Origin of the sequence: Ruegeria sp. HKCCA5839 (assembly GCF_013035585.1) — a bacterium.
Lineage (GTDB): Bacteria > Pseudomonadota > Alphaproteobacteria > Rhodobacterales > Rhodobacteraceae > Ruegeria.
Window position 1 is genome coordinate 165,362 of record NZ_WQIE01000003.1, and the last position, 22,722, is coordinate 188,083.

Sequence of the window (22,722 nt, forward strand, 5' to 3'; positions counted from 1 at the left end):
TCATGAGCGAGTTGAACAAACTGGGCCTGGCCGAAGCCCGTGACGCATTGCGCGCCGGTGATGTGACCTCGGTCGAACTGACCGAAGCGTGTCTGAAGGCCATTGATGACGCGGATGCGCTGAACGCGTTTGTCCACAAAACCCCTGAGATTGCGCTGGAACGCGCCAAGGTGGCAGACGATCGCATCAAGACAGGCGATGCGCCTTCCATGTGCGGATTGCCCATCGGCATCAAAGATCTGTTCTGCACCAAAGGCGTGCCTTCGCAGGCGGCGTCAAAGATTCTGGACGGATTCAAGCCTGAATACGAGTCCACAGTCTCGCAGCAATTGGCCGATGCCGGTGCCGTAATGCTGGGCAAACTGAACATGGACGAATTCGCAATGGGCTCGTCCAATGAGACCTCTGTTTACGGCAACGCGGTCAGCCCCTGGCGGCGCGGCAATGACGATGCTCAGCTTACACCGGGTGGTTCGTCGGGTGGGTCGGCTTCGGCAGTGGCCGCCGATTTGTGCCTGGCAGCGACGGGTACAGACACCGGGGGCTCGATCCGTCAGCCTGCGGCTTTTGTAGGCATCACGGGGATCAAACCGACCTATGGCCGTTGCTCGCGCTGGGGCATCGTGGCCTTTGCGTCCTCGCTGGATCAGGCCGGACCGATGACCAAAAACGTCCGCGATGCCGCGATCATGCTGGAAACGATGTGCGGTCACGATCCCAAAGACTCGACAAGTGCCGAACTCGCTGTTCCGGATTTCGAGGCGATGCTGACTGGCGATGTCAAAGGCAAAAAGATCGGTATCCCGAAAGAATACCGCATGGACGGTATGCCCGCCGAGATTGAAAAGCTCTGGGCTGATGGCGCCGAGATGCTGAAAGCTGCTGGTGCCGAAATCGTCGATATCTCGCTGCCGCACACGAAATACGCGTTGCCTGCGTACTATGTGATCGCGCCAGCCGAGGCATCTTCGAATCTGGCTCGCTACGACGGTGTCCGCTATGGCCGCCGCGCGCAGTTGGCGCAGGGCGACGGCATCACCGAGATGTACGAGAAGACCCGTGCCGAAGGCTTTGGCCCCGAAGTCCAGCGCCGCGTAATGATCGGCACCTACGTGCTGTCGGCGGGCTTCTACGACGCCTATTACAACCGTGCACGTCGGGTGCGGACGCTGATCAAGAAAGACTTCGAAGATGTCTTCGCCGCAGGCGTCGATGCAATCCTGACCCCCGCCACGCCCTCGGCGTCCTTTGGTCTGGGTGAAATGACCGATGCCGACCCCGTTCAAATGTATTTGAACGACGTCTTCACCGTCACAGTGAACCTGGCTGGTCTGCCGGGCATATCCGTGCCTGCCGGGCTTGACGGACAAGGGCTGCCCCTGGGGCTGCAACTGATCGGTCGCCCGTGGGAAGAGGGCGATCTGCTCAACACCGCTTATGCGCTGGAAGATGCAGCCGGTTTTGTGGCCAAGCCCGGGAAATGGTGGTAAGCCTGTCACACAGGCAAACTATTACAAGTCGGAGCAGCCATATGCGCAGATGGATCTTGATCCCCGCTTTTGGAGCGGTCGCGGCATGTAACACAGTGGCCCCGGTGGCCAGCACCGGGTTCAATACCCCAGAGTATCAAGCTCAGCGCGAGGCGCAACTGTCGGGCCAAGGGCTTGCGGGCAACCCGCTGGACCCTCCGGTGCCGGTTTCGCAACAGCCTCTCTCAGCGCAGGGCACCGTCACACCACTGCAGGGTGGCTCAAGTGCTGAAGATATTGCCAACCAGACGGCTTTGGCCCTGGCCAATACCTCGGGGCAACCTGTTCCTGCGGCTCCGGTAAGCAATCCCGGTATTTCGGACGAGCAGGATTTCGAGGCCGTGTCCAACCGCCGCAGCATCGAAACTGACGCCGCCCGTATCGAACAGAACCGCCAAACCTACGAGGTCGTCGCTCCCACGGCGGTGCCAGAGCGCGGATCCGACGGGCAGCCCAATATCGTACAATACGCGCTCAGCACGTCGAACCCGGTGGGTACACAGCTTTACAGTCGCGCGGGCTTTAACCTGCAGGCCAAGGCCCAACGAAACTGCGCGCGTTTCCCATCCGCCGATCAGGCGCAGATCGAGTTTCTGTCCAGCGGAGGCCCACAGCGAGACCGCAAGGGGCTTGATCCCGATGGTGACGGCTATGCCTGCGGTTGGGACCCGACACCGTTCCGCAGTGCCGTCAACAACTGATCCACTGACGCCTATCTGGCACCCGTCTCCAAATTTCGGCCCGCGCCGGGATGGGCTGACGCCCACTTTGATTGTTCTGCACTATACCGCGATGGACAGCGCCAATGCCGCGCTGGATCGGCTTTGCGACCCAGAGCACGAAGTCTCGGCGCATTATCTGATCGGAGCAGATGGTGCTTTGTGGCAGATGGTCGAAGAAAAGGACCGCGCCTGGCATGCCGGGGCAGGGGAATGGCAGGGTCAAAGCGACATCAATTCCCGCTCCGTCGGGATCGAGTTGGACAATAGCGGCGCGCAGCCCTTTTCTGAGCCCCAGATGAGTAAGCTAGAAGACCTTCTGCGCCAGATCATGACTCGCTGGTCCATCCCATCCTCAGGCGTCATAGGTCACTCGGACATGGCCCCCGGTCGCAAGACCGACCCGGGCCCAAAATTCGACTGGCTGCGGCTGGAACGCCAACACCTGGCCGAACCGCGCGCGACCAATGCCCCGCTCGAACCCTTTACGCAGGAAGAGTTTCGTCGGTGCGCCAAAGCCGCGGGTTTTACCGCACCCACAGACGACCAGACTCTGCTCGACGCCGTGCGCCTGCGATACCGACCCTGGGCCAAGGGCCCGCTCTGCGCCAAAGACTTCTCGGTACTGAGATCTTAAGCCTGATCCCTCTTCTTCTGTTTAGAAATACCTTGGGGTTGAATTGGCCGCAGGCCAAGAAGGGGCTGGCCCCTTCGCACCCCAGCCGCTCTTGACGTCGCTGGGCGTAGCGCATACCCCGCCTCTGCGCGGAGGGCCGGATGGCCGCTGGGGCGTCCGCCCGAGAGGAAAGTCCGGACTCCACAAGGCAATGGTGCCGGGTAACGCCCGGGCGGGGAAACCCGACGGAAAGCGCCACAGAAATCAAACCGCCTTTGGCCTTGGCCATGGGTAAGGGTGAAACGGTGGGGTAAGAGCCCACCGCGCCCCTGGCAACAGGGGTGGCACGGCAAGCCCCACCAGGAGCAATGCCGAATAGGGTCCCCGCGCGGGCCGGTCGGCGCCTGCCGATACCGCCGCTAGGCACGCCTTGGCCGAGAGGGACCGGGTTGGCAGCTTGAGCCGCGCAGCGATGTGCGGCCTAGAGGAATGGTCATCAAAGGGGGCAACCCCTGAACAGGATCCGGCTTACAGGCCCTCCGCGCGTCATGTCCCGATGGCTTCCACACAGGCGACGCCCGGTCGCTGATTGATCAGATCTAGAATCTTGCTCTGCCTTCTGTGGACTGTTCGAAAAATGCGGGAAACTGGTATACATCTTGGCACAGACAAGGTGCAGGGCGCTGACACCCGTTTTATTCGCTGCATACTGGGGACGCACGATTGTCGTGACCAAGCGGATGCAGACAAAAGAGGGAGGAACACGATGAGCTTTATGAAAGCACTGGCCTCGGTCGCAGTCGGATTTGCGGCTGCCAAGGGTTTGGAGAAATACAAGCAAATGGGCGGAATGGCCGGTCTGCAGGACATGATGCAGGGCGCCGGTGGTGGTTTCGGCATCGAACAACTCGGTAAGATGGCCGAACAGTTTGGCATGCCCGGCGGAGCCTCGGGCCTGCAGGACATGCTTAGCAACATGGGCATGACCAATGCCGCAGGCGCAGCTGGCTTGGGCGGTCTGATGAACGCGATCCAGGGTGCAGCGCGTACTGGCGGGCAGCATAGCGCCGAGATGATGGACACGGTTATGCGTGGCACCCCTGCTGGCGCCGCGATGGAGGAGCAAGCCAAACTGATGCTCAGGGCGATGATTCAGGCGGCCAAATCAGACGGCGAGCTGGATGCGCAGGAAAAGGAAACCATCCTCGGAGAGCTCGGCGATGACATCAGCGCAGAAGAGCGCGCTTTTGTACAAGAGCAATTGAACGGCCCGATTGATGTGATGGGGCTGGCGGCAGATACCGCAGCTCCGATGCGGACCCAGATCTATGCGACTTCGCTGGCAGCGATTCGTCTGGATAACGCACAAGAGGCAGCTTATCTGCGGCAGCTTGCCTCCGCGTTGGGATTATCCAAGATCGACCGAGACCAGATTCACACCTATATGGGGGTGCCAAACCTCAAGGATTAGCCTGGCACGCCATTGTACGTCTGACAGGCGCGAATGTCCTTGACATGGCTGGCGCAGGGCGTAAAAGCGCACGCTCATAGGAATTCAACCGAAAGGCCCCTGCCTTTTCGGACGCAGGAGATAATCATGGCGAAGCCGACGACCATCAAGATCCGTCTGAACTCGACCGCGGGCACGGGCCACTTCTACGTGACCAAGAAAAACGCGCGCACCATGACCGAGAAAATGACCATTCGTAAATACGATCCGGTTGTTCGGAAACATGTCGAGTACAAGGAAGGCAAGATCAAGTAATCTGCCTGTCCCCTTGGACGAAAGTACAAAGCCCGGCTGAAAAGCCGGGTTTTTTGTTGCATCAGGTCGACCTTTTGACCGGTCTTGCTGAACTGGGGCCGTTGCAGTGGCGCATCAGGGGTGGAATCATTCTTTTGCGCAGTGGCTTGCTTTTTGACGCATCGTGACTTTACGGTCGGCCCAATCGTTCCAAAATGTTGAGCGTCATGAAAAAACTCTTGATCCCCGTACTCGCCGTTGCGACCCTTGCAGCCTGCGAAGACCCCTTTAATCGAGAAGGTGTTGGTTTTACCGGCATTGATGGTGAGCCGCGCACAATCTCGGATGTCGAAGGCGCCGCAGCCTTTGTGCCACCCGCAACCAACGTTCCCGCCGAATTGGCAGAATTGCCGACCGTCGCGGTAAGCTCTGACCAGACCGAAATGGTCAAGGTCGCTGGCGTTGCGATCGACAATGGCGGTCGTACCCCGGGTGATGCGGTCGAGCTGGTTGGCAGCAGCACACCGCTTTTCCTGAGCACGGTAAGTGTGAACGGGACACTGTTTGGTGTGGTCAGGACCAGCAACAACAGCGTCAAAGTTGACAACACAGTCGGTTCGAACTTTGGCAATTTGACCGAGCAATTCACCGGTTGTCTGCCCGCAGGTGACGTGTTCCGCAAAGGATCATCGTCGCGCAGCTCGGGCTTTGCTGTGCCGCTGAACTGCAGCTGATAAGGCTGCACCCGAGATTTGAAGCACAGGCCCGCGCGATATCGCGGGCCTTTGTCATTTCAGGTAGTCGTCTGCGCGCCACTCGGCAAAATGCATAACCGGTTGCAAGCCCGTACGAGACATGAGTTGCGCTGAGGCTGTGTTGAAGGTGGCGAAAGTCGTGGCAAGAACCTGTACGCCTGCAGCGCGCGCTCTTGACCGGGTTGCATGCATCAGCGCCAGGCCAATGCCTTTCCTGCGATGCGCGGCATCGACGCAGATCTGATGCACCATGGCGCGCGCCTAGGCAGTACGGAACGGGGTCGCAGGGCGGTGTTCGATCTCGTAGACGACATAGCCCAACAGATCACCAGCTTGCAGATAGCCCAAAGCGTACACATCAGGCATCGACGGCCAAGTTTGCATGTGGGGCGCCATCTGCCGATCACCGGGCAGTTTGGCATAACGCGCAGGCTGATGTGCCAAATGCAGATCATGAACCTGATGCAACAAAGGCAGCAAGCGATGGGCTTGGGCGGGGAGTAACTGTCGGACGGGCATATAGCGTCTCGCAAAAAAAAGGGCGGGTCTATTCGGACCCGCCCTTTGTCTTGAAAAGTAAGCCGCGTTATTCGCGGTTGCCGAAGAGCTGCAGCAGGAACATAAACATGTTGATGAAGTCCAGATACAAGCTCAGCGCGCCCATGATGGCGGCTTTGCCCAGCCATTCCTGATCGCCCGAATGGGCCATTTGCAGGTATGTGGTCTTGATGTTCTGGGTGTCATAGGCTGTGAGGCCCGCAAAGATCAGAACACCGATCACCGAGATTGCGAAGGCGAGAGCCGACGACGCCAGGAAGATGTTGACCACCATGGCGACAAGCAGGCCGATCACACCCATGATCAGGAAAGTTCCCATCGCCGACAGGTCTTTCTTGGTCGTGTAGCCGTAAAGCGAAAGGCCGGCAAAAGCGATCGAAGTGATCAGGAAGACCTGAATGATCGACTGACCTGTGAAGACGAGGAAGATCCAGCTGATCGACACACCCATAACGGCAGCGAACACGTAGAACACCAGCTGTGCGGCGGCAGCCGACAGGCGGTTGATGCTGGCGCTAAAGCCAAAGACAAACAGCAGCGGGGCGAACATGATGACCCACTTCAGGGGCGACGCGAACAGGCTGTATCCAAACGATGTCAGATAGGTATTTGCGTTCAATTGAGCAGCCGCCGCCGACGGGTCGGTCGTTGTCGACAATCCGGCAATAGCCCAGGCCGCTGCAAATGTGATCAGCATGCCCACGGACATCGTGCCGTAGACCTTGTTCATATGGGCGCGCAGGCCCTCATCAATCTCGGCAGCGCGCGCGCCGGCCGCCGTCCGGATCGTGTCGAATTGTGCCATAAAAGGGTCTCCCTTCAATTGTTCCTGCCCCGCCCGCTTGTGCGACCAGGTTTCCCGATAAATATCGGAGAGTCGGATACATGTTTCAAGGGTTTTAGGTTTAATTCTTACTGAAATGGTGGAGAAATCCGGTGGCAGCGTTCCGGCTGCCACAAGACTGTTTCGATACGCTGATTAATACAGCTCTTTAAGCCAGTTATCCGGCACATCCCAGATGGGACGTTTCGCCTCTTTGCAGGCTTCATCGCGCGTCACGCCAATATCTTCAAGCGCTTGCTCATCCAAATGCGTAAGGGCGCGTCGTTGCCGGGCAAGGCTCAGCAGGCTCCAGAGGCTCCGCAACGTCCATACACGGCGCGCGCGAACGGCTTTTGAAAGCGTAAGTTGTGTCATGGTCTGCTTCCTTTCGTCCTTGTGATATTTTCACCGATTTAAATCAAACCTATTGATGTATATGCGGTGATCTGTGATATATTGAAAACGAATGTTTTTGATGTGACCCATAAAGGATTGTGAAATGAGAAATCTGGATATCACCACCTTGCGCTCATTCGTTGCCGTGGCCGATCATGGCGGTGTGACGCGCGCCGCCGGGTTTCTGCACCTCACACAATCGGCAGTTTCGATGCAGTTGAAACGTCTGGAAGAACTGTTGGGGCTTGAGCTTTTGGACCGCAGTGGACGTACAATTGCTCTGACCGCATCAGGCGACCAACTGCTGGCCTATGCGCGCCGTATGGTCGCCTTGAACGATGAGGTCATCTCAAAGCTGACAGACCAGGCCTTTGAAGGTGAGGTGGTGCTGGGGGTGCCGCATGATATTGTTTACCCAGCAATCCCCCGCGTGCTTCAACGTTTCAACGCAGACTTTCCGCGGGTTCGTGTGCAACTGGTCTCGTCTTACTCATTGCAACTGAAAGACATGTTCAATCGTGGTGAATGTGATCTGATCCTGACCACCGAACCATCGTCAGCAGATGGTGCGGAAACCGTTGCCGAACTGCCGTTGCGATGGATTGGTGCCCCGGGTGGAACTGCGTGGCGCAAGCGCCCGATCCCGCTGGCTCTGGGGCGCCGCTGTTTGTTCCGGCCACAGGTTATCGCTGCCTTGGATGAGGCAGGCATATCGTGGGAACTGTCAGTCGAAACCGAAAACGACCGCACTATTGAAGCGACCGTTGCAGCCGATCTTGCGGTCCATGCGATGCTTGACGGGACCGAGGCCGCCCATTTGGAGCAGATCGACTCGCGTGGGATCCTGCCCGATCTGCCCGCCCACAAGATCAACTTCTATGGTGGTGAGAACAAGCGTGGCGCGGTTGTCGATGCTTTGGCCGCTCTGGTGCGTCAGAACTTTCGGATGCTGGGAGGGACTCCGTTGCGCGCCGTCGTTGGGTGATGCTGGTCAGGGAGTGATGACAACCTTGCCTGTCGATTTGCGTTCGGCCAGCAATTGCAGGCCCTGCGCTACCTCTGACAGGGGCAGGACATGGCTGATATGGGGTTTGATCTTCCCCTCGCTATGCCAGCGAAACAGGGTGGCCAGGCTGTCTTGAATGATCTGCGGGCGGAATTTCAGATAGCCGCCAAAATAGACCCCGATGACCGAGAGGTTCTTAACCAGCAAGTGATTGGCCGGAATCTGCGGCACCGCGCCACCGGCAAACCCAATCGGCAAAAGGCGACCTTCTGGGTTGGTCGCCCGAAACGCTGCTTTGAACACATCGCCACCGATCGCGTCATAGACCACATCTGCGCCCCCCAGCGCCAGGACGCGTTCGCGCAAGTCCTCATCTGCGTCAATCAAGTGATCTGCTCCGGCCTGTTGGGCGATGGCAAGTTTCTCGTCCCCGCGTGCCTGAGCGATCACCGTGGCCCCCATCAGCTTGCCGATCTCGACGGCGGTCAATCCGACACCGCCCGCAGCGCCGGTGACCAACAAGGTCTCACCCGATTGCAATCGCGCACGGTGATGCAAAGCAATGTGACCGGTGCCATAAGCGATCTGGATGGCTGCAGCGTCCTCGAAACTCATCGAATCGGGGATGCGCGTGACCCTGTCGACGTCAAAAACCCCAAACTCGGCAAGCCCGCCCTGACCGGAAAACACAGCGACCCGGTCACCAACGCTGAGATGCTCAACCCCAAAGCCAACCTCATCCACCACACCCGAAATCTCCATGCCCAGCGTGAAGGGTGCAGGTGGCGTGTCCTGGTAGGTTCCCTTCTGCATCAGCAAATCTGCGAAATTCAGCCCGCAGGCTTTGATCTCAACCCGCACCTGTCCGTGTTTCGGGCTGGGTGTCGCAAGGGTGCTTAGAGTTGGCGTCTCACCCTGCGCGCTGATCCGATATGCCTGCATCGTGCTCCTCCGGTTGCGCGTATAGGCAGATGACCGCGCGCAAATGTCAATTCCTTCAGGTCCTTCCTTGACGCGCCAGCGGCAATCTGAGGCAGCTTTCGCAAGGTACAACCGCAAACAACTATTCTGTGATTGCGACTCAACCTTCTTGAAAAATATTCAGAATTCGGCAATATTGTGGCGTGGTGCCGAACGGGGGGGTACGTTCCGGGTTAGGACGTTCTTAAGCGGTCGCCTGCATGTTTTGCGGGAGGGGGCTCTGTCGTGTTTGCCGTGCGGTTGTTTGAGTAACAAAGGAGAATACCAATGACCCATCACGTTGATGTCCATGTGGGCAAACGCGTCCGGCATCGCCGCTGGCTGATTGGCATGACCCAACAACAGTTGGCGCAGCAAGTTGGTATTAAGTTTCAGCAGATCCAGAAATATGAAACCGGGGCCAACCGGATAAGCGCATCGCGCCTGTGGGATATTGCCGAAGCTTTGGATGTCCCGGTCAGCTTCTTCTTTGAAGGGCTTGAAGAATCCGCCAAAGATGATTCGCCCAAGAAGTCTGTTCCAGCAGATTTGATGGGTGACAAAGAGGCACTTGATCTGGTGAGGTCCTATTATTCGATCCCAGAAAACCAGCGCCGTCGTCTGTTTGAACTTGCGCGGGTGCTGAGCGACGTCGCCTGATCCTTTTGATCTACGCCGTCTGGCGGGGTTGACAACGCAGCGCGGTCACCGCACGGCTTGTGCATGACGATAGCTCATCCAAACGATCTTGAGATCGCCCATAAAATGGCCGACGCAGCCCGCGCGGCCATTCTTCCTTTCTTTCGTCAGCCAGATCTTGCGGCTGACAACAAACTTGAGTCTGGGTTCGATCCCGTCACCGCAGCAGATCGCGAGGCTGAAAAGGTGATGCGCGCGATACTGGCACAGCATCGTCCAGATGACGGCATTCTGGGCGAGGAATTTGGCGCCAGCGAAGGCACGAGTGGGCGGACCTGGGTGCTGGATCCAATCGACGGAACGCGTGGATTTATCAGTGGCACACCCACATGGGGGGTTCTGATCGCCTTGGGGGACGGTTCAGGGCCCAGCTTGGGGGTGATCGACCAACCCTATATTGGTGAGAGATTCGCGGGTTTTGAAGGGCAGGCCGTTTTGGAAGGTCCCGCAGGGCAACGCAGACTTGCCACACGTCAGACGCGGGATCTGGATCAAGCCATTGTGTTCACAACCTTTCCCGAGGTCGGAACACTCGCAGATCGTGATGGGTTTCGTGCTATTTCGCAGCAGGCCAAACTGACCCGCTATGGCATGGATTGCTATGCCTATGCTCTCTTGGCCGCAGGGCAGGTGGATCTGGTAATCGAGGCGGGACTGAACCCGCATGACATTCAGGCCCCAATCGCGCTGATCGAGGCGGCGGGCGGGGTGGTGACAGATTGGCAGGGTAACCCCGCCCATCTCGGAGGGCGCGCACTGGCCGCGGCGAACCCTCAGATCCATGCCAAAGCATTGGATATCCTGCGCCAATACTGAAGCCATTGCCGACGAAACCGGCACGCGCTACGCTGGCCTAGGCTGGTTCTTACGCCCGTTTTCCACCAGCCACGCACTCCATCTTATGAGGCGGGCACAGCATGGAGCGCGCGAAATGACCGAAATCCTGATCCGAAACGCTGATGTCATCCTGACAATGAATGACGCGCGGGAAGAACTGAGCGGCGCGGATCTGCTTTTGCGCGACGGTAAGATCGCGCAGATCGGCCATGGTTTGACCACCAACGGTGAGATCCATGAGGCATCGGGTTGCGTTGTGACCCCTGGTCTCGTGAACACCCATCACCACCTTTATCAAACCCTGACACGAGCGGTGCCGGGTGGGCAGGATGCGCTGCTTTTTGGGTGGCTCAAGACGCTCTATCCGATTTGGGCCAGATTTGGGCCCGACCAGATGTTTACCTCGGCGCAGATTGGATTGGCAGAACTGGCGCTATCGGGATGCACGCTCAGCTCAGATCACCTCTATCTCTACCCCAACGGCGCGCGGCTGGACGACACGATCGCGGCGGCAGCTGAACTGGGCCTGCGCTTTCACCCAACACGCGGCGCCATGAGCATCGGTGAAAGCAACGGTGGATTGCCGCCCGACAGCCTGGTGGAAGCCGAGCAGGATATCCTGACCGACATGATCCGTGTGGTCGATGCGTTTCATGATCCAGCAGAAGGATCGATGTGCCGTGTTGGACTTGCCCCATGCTCGCCATTTTCGGTCAGCCGCGAACTGATGCGCGATACAGCGTTACTGGCGCGCGACAAGGGAGTCATGCTGCACACCCATCTGGCCGAAAATGACGAGGATATCGCCTATTCTCAGGCGCAATTCGGCTGCCGACCGGGGCAATATGCCGAAGATCTGGGTTGGACGGGCTCGGACGTCTGGCACGCACATTGCGTCAAGTTGGACCGGGCCGAGATCGATCTCTTTGCGCGCACCGGTACCGGTGTCGCTCATTGCCCCTGTTCGAACTGCCGTCTGGGCTCGGGCATCGCTCCGGTCCGTGCTATGCGTGATCGCGGTGTCAATGTGGGGCTGGGGGCGGATGGTTCGGCCAGCAATGACAATGGCAGCCTCATCACCGAAGCGCGGCAAACGCTGCTGTTGCAACGGGTTGTCAACGGCGCCGATGCCATGTCTGCCCGCGAGGCGCTTGAAATCGCCACCCGTGGCGGCGCCGACGTCTTGAACCGCCCCGACTGCGGCCGCCTGATGCCAGGCAAGCGCGCCGATATTGCGATCTGGGATGTCAGCGGTATCGCAAGCGCCGGCAGCTGGGACCCGGCAGCGCTGCTTTTGGCGGGTCCAACACAAGTCAAACACCTGTTTGTTGAAGGTCGACAGATCGTGCGCGACGGGGCCATAGCCACAATTGATCTGCCCCGCGTGGTCGAAACCCAGAACCGCATGGCGCGCGCGCTGGCCAACTAGCGGGATCCCTACTTCATCTGGCCAAGACTACTCCCGCCGCAGGCCCGTTTTCACGCCCCAACGCACGCACCGCCGATCCAGACATCAGAAATGGCCCGATCATCCCCCATCATGATGGTTGGAAACACCGCCTCCCAAAACTCGCTGGCATGGGCCTCGCGTTGGGCAATATCCGGCGTAGAGGCCAGATCCAGAACAACGAGATCCGCTTCCATCCCGACAGCGACATTCCCGATACGATCTTCCATACGAAGGCTGCGTGCCGACCCGGCAGTGCCAAGCCACAGCAATTGCGCCGGATGCAGCGGACGCCCCCGCAACTGCCCGATCTCATAGGCCGCTGCCATGGTTCGCAACATGGAAAAACTCGACCCGCCGCCAGTATCGGTGGCCAACCCGATCCGATGACCATCTGCGATCAACCCGTTCATGTCGAAAAGGCCCGAACCAATAAATGTATTCGATGTCGGGCAGTGGATCAGCGCCGCATCAACCTCGCGCAACCGGTCTCGCTCGCGCGGCTCCAGATGGATCACATGACCATAGAGCCCGCCGCGCCCCAGCAGGCCAAATTTCTCATAGGTATCCAGATAATCGCGCGCGCCCGGGAACAGGGACCGGACCCATTCGATCTCATCGGTCTGTTCGCTCAGATGCGTTTGCATCAGACAATGCGGGTACTCGGCCCAAAGTGCCCCCAGCGCTTCCAACTGCTCAGGCGTAGATGTGGGGGAAAAGCGCGGCGTGATGGCATAAGACAGCCGGTCGACCCCATGCCATTTCTCGATCAGGGCTTGCGATGCGTCATAGGCGGTTTTCGGCGTGTCGCGCAGCCCTTCGGGTGCGTTGCGATCCATGCAGGTTTTCCCGGCCACCACTCGCTGGCCACGCGCCTGTGCTGCGGTAAAGAACGCATCCACGCTTTCAGGGTGAATGGTGCAATAGCTGCACATGGTGGTGGTGCCATGCGCAGTGGTCAGGTCAAGATACCGGTTGGCGATCATCGCGGCATAGTCGGGATCGCCGAACTTCATCTCTTCTGGAAAGGTATAGCTGTTCAGCCAGTCGATCAGGCGCTTTCCCCAGCTGGCGATGATTGCGGTCTGCGGGTAGTGCACATGCGGGTCAACAAAGCCGGCCATGATCAGATGGTTCCCATAGTCACGGACATCTGCCGTTGGGTGCGCGGCTGACAATGCGTCAATTGTGCCGAGCGCGGCGATACGTCCGTTTTCGATCAGAACTGCCTCGTGAACCCGCGCTGCTGCATCCGGGTCTTCCTCAAAAGGCGACGCCTCGAAACTCAGGATTCGCCCCTTCAGCAGCGTCGATTGCGCCATGGACCGTGCTCTCCGAACAAAATTAAACCGGGCTTTACCATAAGGGTGCGAAACTTGCGGGTAAATCGAAGCATTGTCATTGTTTTCCCGTAGCTGCTTCTTCTATTTAGACAGCAATCACCAACGTAAGGGGCAGCGTATGACGACAGGCAATGACGAAGTCAGACCCGACCTGACCCGAGAGGACGACGCCTATGCGCTGGATCGTCGGACCGTAGCGGCGATACTCTATGCTGTGGACGTTGAAGATCGCGACAAGCTGATCGAATTGATGGAGCCGCTGCATCCAGCCGACATCGCCGACCTTCTGGAGCAGATCAACCCGTTTGATCGGGCACGTCTGATCCGGCTCTATGATCAGGAGTTCGACGGCGACATCCTGTCGGAACTGGACGAATCGGTTCGCGAAGAGGTCATCAGCGTGTTGCGCCCCGACGTTCTGGCCGACGCGGTGCGTGAGATGGAAAGCGACGATGTCGTTGACCTTCTCGAAGACCTGGAAGAGCCGCAACAGGAAGCCATCCTTGGCGCTCTCGAAGATTCCGAACGGATCGCCGCCGAACAGGCCTTGTCTTACCCGGAAAACTCGGCCGGTCGCTTGATGCAGCGGGAAGTGGTGATGTCGCCCGAGCATTGGACCGTAGGACAAGCCATTGATTTCATGCGGGCCAACGACGATCTGCCGGACCAGTTCTATCATGTGGTTCTGGTGGACCCACGCCTGAAACCCGTGGCGCAGGTCGCGCTGGGCAAGCTGATGGCCACGCGTCGCGAGGTTTCTTTGCGGGATATCGTGGCCGATGAATATCACACTATTCCTGTCGATCAGGATGAGGAAGACGTGGCCTATGCCTTCAACCAGTACCACCTGATCTCGGCCCCTGTGGTGGACCCGGATGGGCGGTTGGTGGGCGTGATCACCATCGATGATGCCATGGCTGTGCTGGATGAAGAGCACGAGGAAGATATCCTCAGGCTGGCTGGTGTCAGCGATGAAAGCTCAATCTCGGACAGCGTGGCCGCCACCAGCCGACGGCGCTTGCCCTGGCTGGCGGTCAACCTGTGCACGGCGATTTGTGCGTCGTTGGTGATTTCTCAGTTCGAGGCGGCCATTGATCAGTTGGTGGCGCTGGCCATCCTGATGCCGATCGTGGCCTCGATGGGGGGCAATGCGGGCACACAATCCCTGACCGTTGCCGTGCGCGCGCTGGCGACACGCGACCTGACCGGCTCAAACGTGATGCGCGTGATCCGGCGCGAACTGCTGGTCGGATTGCTGAACGGTCTGTGCTTTGCGATTGTTCTGGGCACGGTGGGAATGTTGTGGTTCGATTCACCTTTGTTGGGGGTGGTGATCGGCTCGGCTTTGGTGGTGAATATGATCATCGCGGGCTTTGTTGGGACAGTGGTCCCGGTTGTTCTTGATCGCTGGGGCGCGGATCCAGCACTGGCCTCGGGTACCTTCGTGACGACAACCACCGACGTCATGGGCTTTTTCCTGTTCCTTGGGCTGGCCAGCGTGGTGCTGCTGTGATGGACCTGATCGAAATCAAAGCCGCTGCCCGGAAAGAGGCGTTTGCCCGTCGCAAGGCAGCCTTTGATGCGCGCGCGCCCGGAGGAGCAGGGCGCCTGTCCGAAGTTCTGGCGGGGTATCGCGGCGTGCCGCTGTCGGGGTATATGCCCATTCGGACCGAGATTGATCCCTTGCCCGCCATGGCCGAGGCCTCGGCTTATGGGCCCGTTGGCGTGCCCGTTATTCAAGCGGCAGAGCAACCGTTGAAGTTTTCCCGTTGGACGCCAGAGGGGGCTTTGAAAGACGGGCCGTTTGGGGCGAAAGTGCCCGCGCAAGACGATTATTTCGAACCCGAGATTCTGATCGTACCGCTGGTGGCCTTTGACGCAAGGGGCGGTCGCCTGGGCTATGGCGGTGGATTTTACGACCGCACGCTTGAAGGACTGCGTAACAAACGAGCCACGCTGGCCATCGGCTTTGCCTTTGATGTGCAAGAGGCTGCGGGTTTGCCGCTGGAGCCGACGGATCAGCCCCTGGATATGGTGGTCACCGAAAGCCGGGTGCTGACGTTCTAGAGCTATTGCATGTTTTCGGCGCGGAAAAAGTCCCAGGCGTCCTGCTGCATCCCATCCGCCAATGTGCAAGTTCCGGTCTGACCGTCTGCGCCGTCCTTGATCTCATATTTACCGCCTTGTTCGATGCAGTAGGTTGCCGCCGGGTTCGCCAAACCCGTCGCATTGTCATCAGCGGCTGGTTGATCACAAGCGGCCACGGCCAAAAGGGCCAATGTAAGAAGGGCACTGCGCAGCATCGAGGTTCTCCTGAAATACAAATCTGAATACGTATCGGTTTTCAGTATAACGACTTGTGATTGCACAAGACCACACTTAGGACAGTCTCTATGAGAATTTTGTTTCTGGGTGATGTCATGGGCCGCGCCGGACGCGCGGCGGTGCAGCAACATTTGCCGCGTCTGCGCGACGAATGGCGGCTGGATTTTGTCATTGTGAACGGCGAAAACGCGTCGAACGGGATGGGTCTCAGCGGCGATCACGCCAAGCTGTTGCTGGATGCGGGCGCGGATTGTCTGACTTTGGGCGATCACGCGTTCGACCAGAAAGACATGCTGCAATTCATCGAAGGCGAGCCCCGTATCGTACGCCCGGTCAACTTTGCAAAAGGCGCACCGGGCCGGGGGCATCGTCTGTATACGGCCCCGGGTGGGCGCAAAGTTTTGGTTGTGCAGGTCTTGGGGCAGGTCTTCATGAAGCGGCCCTTTGATGACCCGTTTTCAGCCATCGAGCCGATCCTGAAATCCCATCCACGCGGCGGGCAGGCGCAGGCGATCATCGTCGATATGCATTGCGAGGCAACGTCCGAGAAGATGGCGATGGGCCATTACTGCGACAAGCGCGCGAGCCTCGTTGTTGGAACACATACCCATGTCCCTACGGCCGATGCTCAGATCTTACCCGGTAGGACAGCCTACCTGACGGATGCAGGCATGTGTGGGGACTACGACTCGGTTATCGGGATGGACAAGCAGGAACCGATGCGTCGCTTTATCACGGGAATGCCCAAGGCACGATTCACCCCGGCGAATGGCGAAGCGACACTCAGCGGTGTTTTTGTGGAAACCGATGACACCAATGGGCAGGCCAAATCTGTTCAAATGGTACGCGTTGGCGGAAGATTGCAGCAGGCGGGGCCGGATTAGATCACGCAGGGCTTGCTCTGACATCTGCAATGCAGGACACTATTGGGCAGGCACGTGGGCCCGGGTTTGGACTGAAAACCAAGAATGCAATTCCTTCAACTGACAGAGACAGGCAGCGCAATTCTGGCGCTGGTCGTTGTCGCGGGCATGTTCATCATGTTCCTCCGCGAGGTCTATCCCACCGAGGTCGTCGCCATCGGAGGTGTCGCGCTGATGCTCGTGACAGGGATTTTGCCCTATCAGGATGCTTTGCAAGTGCTGTCGAACCCCGCGCCTTGGACCATCGGGGCGATGTTCATCATCATGGGCGCTTTGGTGCGCACCGGTGCGCTGGACGCGTTTACCTCGGTTGCGCAGAAACAGGCGCAGGTGAACCCGAAACTGGCCATAGCCCTATTGATGAGCTTTGTGGTCTTGGCCTCAGCCGTGGTGTCCAACACACCCGTGGTGGTGGTGATGATCCCTGTGTTCGTTCAGATCGCACGGACTCTTGGTGTGTCTGCGTCCAAGCTTTTGATACCGCTCAGCTATGCGGCCATTCTGGGTGGCACGCTGACCTTGATCGGAACGTCGACAAACCTGTTGGTCGACGGTGTGGCTCGGGCACAGGGCCTGACGGCGTTTTCGATCTTTGAGGTCACGCCACTGGGAATCGCGCTGGTGATTTATGGCATGTTCTATCTGCGTTTTGTCGCTCCTCGCCTGCTGCCGGATCGTGACAGTATGGCGACGATGCTGAGCGACCGCTCCAAGATGAAGTTCTTTACCGAAGCCGTCATCCCCCCCGACAGCAACCTGATTGGCCGCGAAGTAAGCGGTGTGCAGTTGTTCAAACGTCCCGGCGTGCGTCTGATCGATGTGATCCGGGGTGACGCGTCACTGAGGCGCAATCTCAAGGGTGTGACCCTTGAGGTTGGCGACCGCGTGGTCTTGCGCACCGCAATGACCGAGTTGCTGAGCCTGCAGAGCAACCGCGAACTGAAACGTGTCGATCAGGTGTCGGCGGTCGAAACCAAGACAGTCGAAGTTCTGATCACACCGGGTTGCCGCATGGTCGGGCGGACCTTGGGGGCCCTGCGTTTGCGGCGTCGCTACGGTGTCTACACTTTGGCTGTGCATCGCAGAAACCAGAATATCGGTCGTCAGTTGGATGAACTGGTGGTTCGGGTAGGTGACACGCTGCTTTTGGAAGGTGCGCCTGCTGATATCCAGAGGTTGGCAGCGGATATGGATATGGTTGACGTCTCGCAACCATCGGCCCGTGCGTTCCGGCGCAGCCATGCTCCGATTGCAATCGCTGCCCTGACCGGGATCGTGGTTTTGGCGGCTATCGGAGTGGCACCGATCCTGTTGCTTTCGATCCTGGCCGTCGCAGTGGTTCTTCTGACCCGGTGCATCGACGCGGATGAGGCCTTTTCCTTTGTCGAAGGGCGGCTGTTGGCGCTGATCTTTGCCATGCTGGCCATCGGGGCCGCGCTGGACGCCTCGGGTGCGGTCTCGTTGATCGTCGAGGCAGTGGCGCCGGGTTTGGGTATGCTGCCCCCGTTCCTGATCGTCTGGGCGGTTTACCTGCTGACCTCGGTCCTGACCGAGCTTGTGTCGAACAACGCTGTGGCCGTTGTCGTCACACCCATTGCGATCGGGCTGGCGCAGGCCGTTGGAATCGACCCCAGGCCGCTGGTCATCGCAGTCATGGTGGCTGCGTCCGCTTCGTTCGCAACGCCCATTGGGTATCAAACCAACATGATGGTTTATGGCCCCGGCGGGTATCGGTTCACCGACTTTCTCAAGGTCGGTGTACCGCTGAATCTGACCGTTGGGCTGCTGGCCTCGCTTTTGATCCCGCTGATCTGGCCGCTTTGAAACCGGCGCGGAATTGCCGATTTTCGCATCCGGGGGTTGTAGTTCTTCATATCATCACAATCTGTTTGCCATATGTATCGGCAACAGAAGGATCCAAGGATGAAACGTCCCCTAGCGCAAGCGACAACCGCAGTAGTTTTTGCGGCTTTGGCGGGTTCTGCTTTTGCCGGAACAATCGAAGGTTCGGCATCCTATCGTGAACGCATCGCCACACCCCCGGATGCCACGCTATATGTCGAGTTGCAGGACATCTCTCGGGCGGATGCGCCGTCAGTTACCCTGTCGGCCAAGCGTTATGCTCTGACCGGAGTACCGGCACAATATGAACTCAGCTTTGATGACGCCCTTATCAAAGAAAACCACAGCTATGCGGTTCGAGGCTCGATCTTTGTTGGCGACCAGTTGTTGTTTACAACAGATACGGTCTATCCGGTGCTGACGAACGACAATGGAACCGTCGCCGACCTGATGCTGGTGCAAGTGCAGGGACAAGAGGTGGCATCGCTCAACAATACGAAATGGTCACTGATCGGGATCGACGGCGTTGCGCTTGAAACTGACAGGCACCCCGAACTTATGTTTGGCACGGATGGACAATTCGGCGGCACTGGCGGCTGCAATCGCTTTACCGGCCAGGCTGAGATTTCCGGGCAAAACATCACGTTCCCGGACAACATTGCCGCCACTTTGATGGCGTGCCCACCCGAACTGGAAGAGGTCGAACGGCAGTTCTTTGTCACCCTGCAAAAGGTCGCGACCTACGCGCAAGCCGGGGATAGCCTTGTGATGCTGGACCGCAGCGGTGCACCCGTGCTCAAATTCGTCCGCATCCCATAGCCCGCTTACGCAATGGCGCGCGACCGGCCCGCGTTGCGACCCGAGAAGATACAACCGCCCAAAAACGTGCCTTCCAGCGCGTTATACCCATGGTATCCGCCGCCGCCAAAGCCTGCGACCTCACCCGCCGCAAACAGGCCGGGAACAACCTGCCCATCAGCACCGATCATCTGACTGTCCAGATTGGTTTGCAAACCGCCCAAGGTCTTGCGGGTCAGGATATGCAGTTTCACTGCGATCAAGGGGCCGTTGGCCGGATCCAGGAACCTATGGGGTTTGGCCGTACGGATCAGCCGGTCACCGCGATAGTTTCGCGCAGCCAAAATGGCCATCATCTGCGCATCTTTCGAGAACGGGTTGTCGACCTGAGAATCCCGGGCTTCGATCTGCGCTCGCAGATGGGCTTCATCGATCAGGCCGCCCCCAAGGTGGTTCATACCATTGACCAACTCGGTCAGTGTATTCGCCACAACGAAATCTTCGCCTTTTTCCTTGAACGCCTCAACCGGGGCCGTTGCTTTGGAACCGGACAGGATGCGCTGGCGGATCACTTCTTTCCAACTGCCCGAGGTGAAGTCGGGGTTCTGCTCTGACCCGGACAAGGCGAATTCCTTCTTGATCACCTTCTGTGTCAGAACGAACCAGCTGTATTCGTAGCCTGTTTTCAGAATCTCGCGCAACGTTCCCAACGTGTCAAAGCCGGGCAGGCAGGGCGGTAGCAGCCGGTTGCCGCGTGCATCGAACCACATGGAGCTTGGGCCGGGCAAAACGCGTATGCCATGCGAAGGCCAGATCGGATCCCAATTGCGCACACCTTCGGTGTAATGCCACATGCGGTCGCCATTGATCACATGCCCACCCGCCTTTTCAGAGATCGGGATCATCCGACCATCCACATGGAACGGAACTCCTGCGACCATATCCTTAGGCGGTGCGCCAAGCCGCTCGCGCGGCCAGTTCTTGCGCACCATCTCGAAATTGCCGCCAATACCGCCAGAGGTTACGATGACTGATGGTGCATAAACCTCGAACTCGCCGGTCTCATCGCGGTTGGTCTTGGCACCCTGCGGGGCGGTATCGTCCGCCAGAACCTCGCCCGAGACGCCTTTGGCCGCACCGTTTTGCATGATGATGTGGCTGACCTGATGACGAAACCGCAGTTGGATCAGCCCGGCACTGACATGTTCACGCACGCGGCGGATGAAATGTTCCAGAACACCCGGACCCGTGCCCCATGTGATGTGAAACCGGGGCACCGAGTTTCCGTGACCGTTGGCATAGGATCCACCCCGTTCAGCCCAACCCACAACCGGGAACCAGCGCAGGCCCATCTGGTGCAGCCAGGGGCGCATTTCGCCCGACGCAAACTCGACATAGGCCTCGGCCCATTTGCGTGGCCATGCGTCTTCGTCGCGATCAAACTGTGCACTGCCCATCCAGTCGCGCAGAGCCAGATCCTGGCTGTCGCGAATACCCATGCGGCGTTGTTCGGGCGTGTTCACCATGAACAGGCCGCCCAGGCTCCAGAACGCCTGACCACCCAGAAAGTGTTCCGGCTCCTGATCGACGATGATCACCGATTTGCCGCGATCCCCAAGCTCGGCAGCAGCAGCCAGCCCGGCCAGTCCAGCACCAACGACAATCGCATCTGCAGAGTTATTGGTCATCGCGCGTCCTTTCAGCGATTGCGGAACCAGGCAAGGAAAGGCAACACGACCACATACATGGTTATTCCATAGACAGCCGAGGGCAGCGCCAGCGGGCTGAACCCGCTTTCGGTGCCAGTTATCAGCGCGGCCAGTGTTATGCCCAGCGTCGAGTTTTGAATCCCCGTTTCGATCGAAATTGTTTTACTCTCGGTCCACGACAGTTTTGCGGCACGTGCCAATCCAAGCCCGATCAGCAAAAGCGCGATGTTCAGGGTGATTAACCCTGCGCCCATTATGCCCAGGTTTTCAACGAAAAGCTGCCAGTTCCCGGCCAGCGCAGCGATCACGATCAGTACAAACAGAACAGTTGCCGCTTTTGACAAAGGGGCATCAACCCGGTCAGCAAAGCCGCGCGCGAAGTGGCGCAGGCTGACCCCGATGGCGACGGGCAGCGTTGTGATCAGGAACATGGTGACCGCCAAACCGGTGATCGAGACCTCAGGCGCGTCAGACCCCATGAAATGGTTGATTGACCATGCCGCCAGAATAGGCACGGTCAGGATCGACAACAGGCTGATCACCGCCGTCAGGCTAACGGACAGCGCCACATCAGCCTTCGCCAGCTTTGACAGAATGTTGCTTGTCACACCGCCCGGACACAGGCTGAGGATCATAAAGCCCACCGCGATCTCGGGCGGCAATGCGAACAGCGTGACAGTGATGAACGCCGCAATCGGCAACAGCAGAACCTGACACACCGCGCCAATGGCAAAAGCATGACCTCGCTGCAGAACGCGGCGAAAATCGGCGACCTCAAGCCCGATCCCCAAAGACAGCATGATGATCGCCAGAGACAGGGGCAGGCCCACGCCAATCAACAAGTCCACGTCCCACTCCTCCCAAAGCCACGTCAGGTCAGCCTATGCGAGGGGGGAAGGCTCAGGCAACAGCGCCGTTAGGTCAGCCGTAGCGTTGCACGAAACGGCGCAGGATTTCGCCGGGCTGGGTGACGGTCGCTGAATGGCAAAGGTCGATCAGCTTTTGCGCATCCTCCGGAGGGAAATAGCCGTAATTTTTGTAGATATTGATGCGGTGTTCGAAATCGGCAGCATCGGCTTCGGGGTGAAACTGAGTGGCATAGACGTTTTGCCCCCAACGGATCATCTGAAACGGGCAGGGGTCGGACGCGACCAGATGCACGCAGCCATCGGGCAGGGCTTGCACCGCCTCTTTGTGGCCGACAAAGGCCTCGAAACTTGAGTGTAAACCAGCGGTCAGCGGGTCTTGGGCCCCGTGTTCCGTCAGTCGGCATTCAGAGGGGCCCACCGGCTCGCCATATTGACGTTTACTAACGTCACCACCCAGATGCGCGGCGAGAATGCCCAGCCCATAACAACATCCCATATATGGATGATCCTGCGCCGTGATCTGAGGCATCAACCCCATGATCGCGCTTTCAATCTTGGTATCCAGCGCGGATTTACTGGCCGGGTCGTCGCTGACGCAGCCCGGCCCACCCCCAACGATCACACCGGCATAATCCGTCACGTCCAGCCCGGCAGGCAAGTCTTCACGGTCCAGCCGAATGCGATGGGCGCGCTTGGCGTCCAGACCCGCGCGGTTCAGGATCGACGCAAATTCGGCATCAGATGCCTCGGTTTCCGGGCGCAATTGCAGGATCAGGAATTTTTTCATGTTTGGCCTCTGACGTGCTTGCTGATCTTGGTTGCGG

25 protein-coding genes and 1 other RNA gene are annotated in these 22,722 nt (G+C 58.7%); 16 read left to right on the forward strand and 10 right to left on the reverse strand.

The genetic code is table 11. The features are described from left to right. The first annotated feature begins 2 nt into the window (after positions 1 to 2). The 7 genes from gatA (at position 3) to GOV38_RS10415 (ending at position 5,342) form a co-directional block, all read left to right on the forward strand. Entirely contained in the window at positions 3 to 1,490 is a 1,488-nt protein-coding gene (gene gatA / locus GOV38_RS10385; RefSeq protein ID WP_171209914.1) for an Asp-tRNA(Asn)/Glu-tRNA(Gln) amidotransferase subunit GatA, read from the forward strand. Positions 1,491 to 1,531: 41 nt separating this feature from the next. Beyond that, positions 1,532 to 2,230, forward strand: a complete 699-nt coding sequence (locus GOV38_RS10390; protein ID WP_171133533.1) for a hypothetical protein — start codon at positions 1,532 to 1,534, stop codon at positions 2,228 to 2,230. After that, on the forward strand, positions 2,181 to 2,885 hold the full coding sequence (locus tag GOV38_RS10395; protein WP_254430633.1) for an N-acetylmuramoyl-L-alanine amidase: 705 nt from the start codon (positions 2,181 to 2,183) through the stop codon (positions 2,883 to 2,885). The genes GOV38_RS10390 and GOV38_RS10395 overlap by 50 nt, the downstream gene beginning before the upstream one ends. Positions 2,886 to 3,013: 128 nt before the next feature. Continuing rightward, positions 3,014 to 3,411, forward strand: an RNA gene (gene rnpB, locus GOV38_RS10400) — RNase P RNA component class A. Positions 3,412 to 3,630: 219 nt separating this feature from the next. After that, positions 3,631 to 4,335 carry a tellurite resistance TerB family protein gene (locus tag GOV38_RS10405; protein WP_171209912.1) on the forward strand — a complete coding sequence of 235 codons (705 nt, stop codon included), beginning with the start codon at positions 3,631 to 3,633 and terminating at the stop codon, positions 4,333 to 4,335. Positions 4,336 to 4,461: 126 nt separating this feature from the next. Beyond that, positions 4,462 to 4,629 (forward strand): 50S ribosomal protein L33, encoded by a 168-nt coding sequence (rpmG, locus tag GOV38_RS10410; RefSeq protein WP_037309480.1) that lies wholly within the window; start codon positions 4,462 to 4,464, stop codon positions 4,627 to 4,629. A gap of 206 nt (positions 4,630 to 4,835) precedes the next feature. Beyond that, positions 4,836 to 5,342 (forward strand): hypothetical protein, encoded by a 507-nt coding sequence (locus GOV38_RS10415; protein WP_171101856.1) that lies wholly within the window; start codon positions 4,836 to 4,838, stop codon positions 5,340 to 5,342. Between the two features lie 54 nt (positions 5,343 to 5,396). On the opposite strand, the gene GOV38_RS10420 is transcribed toward GOV38_RS10415, so the two are convergent. The 4 genes from GOV38_RS10420 to GOV38_RS10435 all read right to left on the reverse strand — a co-directional run bounded on the left by GOV38_RS10420 (position 5,397) and on the right by GOV38_RS10435 (position 7,119). Further along, on the reverse strand, positions 5,397 to 5,615 hold the full coding sequence (locus GOV38_RS10420) for a GNAT family N-acetyltransferase (RefSeq protein WP_171209911.1): 219 nt from the start codon (positions 5,613 to 5,615) through the stop codon (positions 5,397 to 5,399). 9 nt (positions 5,616 to 5,624) lie between these two features. Further along, entirely contained in the window at positions 5,625 to 5,882 is a 258-nt protein-coding gene (locus GOV38_RS10425; protein WP_171209910.1) for a hypothetical protein, read from the reverse strand. Between the two features lie 67 nt (positions 5,883 to 5,949). After that, positions 5,950 to 6,726: a Bax inhibitor-1/YccA family protein gene (locus tag GOV38_RS10430; RefSeq protein WP_171101858.1), complete on the reverse strand. Its 777-nt coding sequence runs from the start codon at positions 6,724 to 6,726 to the stop codon at positions 5,950 to 5,952. Positions 6,727 to 6,900: 174 nt separating this feature from the next. Next, on the reverse strand, positions 6,901 to 7,119 hold the full coding sequence (locus GOV38_RS10435; RefSeq protein ID WP_171209909.1) for a DUF1127 domain-containing protein: 219 nt from the start codon (positions 7,117 to 7,119) through the stop codon (positions 6,901 to 6,903). A gap of 124 nt (positions 7,120 to 7,243) precedes the next feature. On the opposite strand from GOV38_RS10435, the gene GOV38_RS10440 reads away from it, so the two are divergent. Continuing rightward, positions 7,244 to 8,125: a LysR family transcriptional regulator gene (locus tag GOV38_RS10440; RefSeq protein ID WP_171209908.1), complete on the forward strand. Its 882-nt coding sequence runs from the start codon at positions 7,244 to 7,246 to the stop codon at positions 8,123 to 8,125. A gap of 6 nt (positions 8,126 to 8,131) precedes the next feature. Here the strand turns inward: GOV38_RS10440 and GOV38_RS10445 are convergent, their stop codons facing one another. After that, entirely contained in the window at positions 8,132 to 9,088 is a 957-nt protein-coding gene (locus GOV38_RS10445; RefSeq protein WP_171209907.1) for an NADPH:quinone oxidoreductase family protein, read from the reverse strand. A 306-nt stretch (positions 9,089 to 9,394) separates the two neighbouring features. On the opposite strand from GOV38_RS10445, the gene GOV38_RS10450 reads away from it, so the two are divergent. From GOV38_RS10450 to GOV38_RS10460, 3 genes are all read left to right on the forward strand, one after another. Next, positions 9,395 to 9,766 (forward strand): helix-turn-helix domain-containing protein, encoded by a 372-nt coding sequence (locus tag GOV38_RS10450; protein ID WP_171133526.1) that lies wholly within the window; start codon positions 9,395 to 9,397, stop codon positions 9,764 to 9,766. A gap of 63 nt (positions 9,767 to 9,829) precedes the next feature. Beyond that, a complete protein-coding gene (gene hisN / locus GOV38_RS10455) occupies positions 9,830 to 10,621 on the forward strand; it encodes a histidinol-phosphatase (RefSeq protein WP_171209906.1) in 792 nt (263 codons plus the stop codon). 115 nt (positions 10,622 to 10,736) lie between these two features. After that, a complete protein-coding gene (locus GOV38_RS10460; RefSeq protein WP_171209905.1) occupies positions 10,737 to 12,071 on the forward strand; it encodes an 8-oxoguanine deaminase in 1,335 nt (444 codons plus the stop codon). Positions 12,072 to 12,121: 50 nt separating this feature from the next. Here GOV38_RS10460 and guaD read toward each other — a convergent pair whose 3' ends face one another. Beyond that, entirely contained in the window at positions 12,122 to 13,411 is a 1,290-nt protein-coding gene (gene guaD, locus GOV38_RS10465) for a guanine deaminase (protein ID WP_171209904.1), read from the reverse strand. Positions 13,412 to 13,550: 139 nt separating this feature from the next. Here guaD and mgtE point away from each other — a divergent pair, with 139 nt between their 5' ends. Both mgtE and GOV38_RS10475 read left to right on the forward strand, forming a co-directional pair. After that, the gene (gene mgtE / locus GOV38_RS10470) at positions 13,551 to 14,945 is read left to right on the forward strand and encodes a magnesium transporter (protein WP_171209903.1); all 1,395 of its coding nucleotides are present in this window, start codon (positions 13,551 to 13,553) and stop codon (positions 14,943 to 14,945) included. Beyond that, complete coding sequence (locus GOV38_RS10475; RefSeq protein ID WP_171209902.1) at positions 14,942 to 15,499, forward strand: 5-formyltetrahydrofolate cyclo-ligase; 558 nt, start codon at positions 14,942 to 14,944, stop codon at positions 15,497 to 15,499. The genes mgtE and GOV38_RS10475 overlap by 4 nt, the downstream gene beginning before the upstream one ends. Positions 15,500 to 15,501: 2 nt before the next feature. Here GOV38_RS10475 and GOV38_RS10480 read toward each other — a convergent pair whose 3' ends face one another. Continuing rightward, positions 15,502 to 15,735, reverse strand: a complete 234-nt coding sequence (locus GOV38_RS10480) for a DUF333 domain-containing protein (RefSeq protein ID WP_171209901.1) — start codon at positions 15,733 to 15,735, stop codon at positions 15,502 to 15,504. A gap of 90 nt (positions 15,736 to 15,825) precedes the next feature. Here GOV38_RS10480 and GOV38_RS10485 point away from each other — a divergent pair, with 90 nt between their 5' ends. The 3 genes from GOV38_RS10485 to GOV38_RS10495 all read left to right on the forward strand — a co-directional run bounded on the left by GOV38_RS10485 (position 15,826) and on the right by GOV38_RS10495 (position 19,341). Then, positions 15,826 to 16,641: a TIGR00282 family metallophosphoesterase gene (locus GOV38_RS10485; RefSeq protein ID WP_171209900.1), complete on the forward strand. Its 816-nt coding sequence runs from the start codon at positions 15,826 to 15,828 to the stop codon at positions 16,639 to 16,641. A gap of 84 nt (positions 16,642 to 16,725) precedes the next feature. Then, complete coding sequence (locus GOV38_RS10490) at positions 16,726 to 18,504, forward strand: SLC13 family permease (protein WP_171101870.1); 1,779 nt, start codon at positions 16,726 to 16,728, stop codon at positions 18,502 to 18,504. Between the two features lie 99 nt (positions 18,505 to 18,603). Then, on the forward strand, positions 18,604 to 19,341 hold the full coding sequence (locus tag GOV38_RS10495; protein ID WP_171209899.1) for a YbaY family lipoprotein: 738 nt from the start codon (positions 18,604 to 18,606) through the stop codon (positions 19,339 to 19,341). A gap of 5 nt (positions 19,342 to 19,346) precedes the next feature. Here GOV38_RS10495 and GOV38_RS10500 read toward each other — a convergent pair whose 3' ends face one another. The 3 genes from GOV38_RS10500 to GOV38_RS10510 form a co-directional block, all read right to left on the reverse strand. After that, positions 19,347 to 21,008: an FAD-binding dehydrogenase gene (locus GOV38_RS10500; RefSeq protein WP_171209898.1), complete on the reverse strand. Its 1,662-nt coding sequence runs from the start codon at positions 21,006 to 21,008 to the stop codon at positions 19,347 to 19,349. A gap of 11 nt (positions 21,009 to 21,019) precedes the next feature. Continuing rightward, positions 21,020 to 21,877, reverse strand: coding sequence for a bile acid:sodium symporter family protein (locus tag GOV38_RS10505; RefSeq protein ID WP_171209897.1), 858 nt, complete (start codon positions 21,875 to 21,877; stop codon positions 21,020 to 21,022). A 73-nt stretch (positions 21,878 to 21,950) separates the two neighbouring features. After that, positions 21,951 to 22,685, reverse strand: coding sequence for a glutamine amidotransferase (locus GOV38_RS10510; RefSeq protein ID WP_171209896.1), 735 nt, complete (start codon positions 22,683 to 22,685; stop codon positions 21,951 to 21,953). Positions 22,686 to 22,722: the final 37 nt, after the last annotated feature.